1 protein-coding gene is annotated in these 622 nt (G+C 39.7%); it reads left to right on the plus strand.

Annotation, left to right across the window (positions count from 1 at the left end):
* Positions 1-622 (plus strand): methionine ABC transporter permease (locus tag ABD296_RS49850; RefSeq protein ID WP_407061599.1); only part of this gene is annotated, 622 nt, incomplete at both ends.

Below are 622 nucleotides of genomic sequence, written 5' to 3' on the forward strand. Positions count from 1 at the left end.
TAATCGTACAGTGGTTAACTGAACTTACTCAACCTTTCTGGCACAGTTCACTTTCAATTGACCAGTTTGTAACTGCGTTACAAGAAACCTTCCATATGGTGTTCTTTGCGCTTTTATTTGGTGGTATTTGGGGCTTTATCCAAGGGATTATTCTACTTGTAACCCGCCCAGAAGGCATTTTGCCAAATAAATTCATTTATCATTTACTCAACCCAATTGTAAATGCTTTACGTTCTCTGCCATTTATTATTTTACTTATTGCAGTTATTCCACTGACCAAATTATTGGTAGGAACTTCAATTGGTACATGGGCAGCGATCGTTCCTTTAACAATTTACGTTGGGCCATATATGGGACGTCTTATTGAGACTTCCCTGCTTGAAGTAAATGAAGGAATTATCGAATCTGCTCAAGCTATGGGTGCAACTCCTTGGCAGATTATTTCGCGCTTTATCTTACCTGAAGCTCGTAGTTCGCTTATTTTGAACTTAACGACTGCTACGATTAGCCTTATTGGTGCAACCGCTATGGCTGGTGCAGTTGGTGCTGGTGGTATTGGTGACTTGGCAATTTCTTATGGCTATCAACGTTTTGATACAAGCGTCGTTATTTTAACGGTTAT

The sequence above is a fragment of the Actinomadura napierensis genome (assembly GCF_039529375.1).
GTDB classification, from domain to species: domain Bacteria; phylum Actinomycetota; class Actinomycetes; order Streptosporangiales; family Streptosporangiaceae; genus Spirillospora; species Spirillospora napierensis.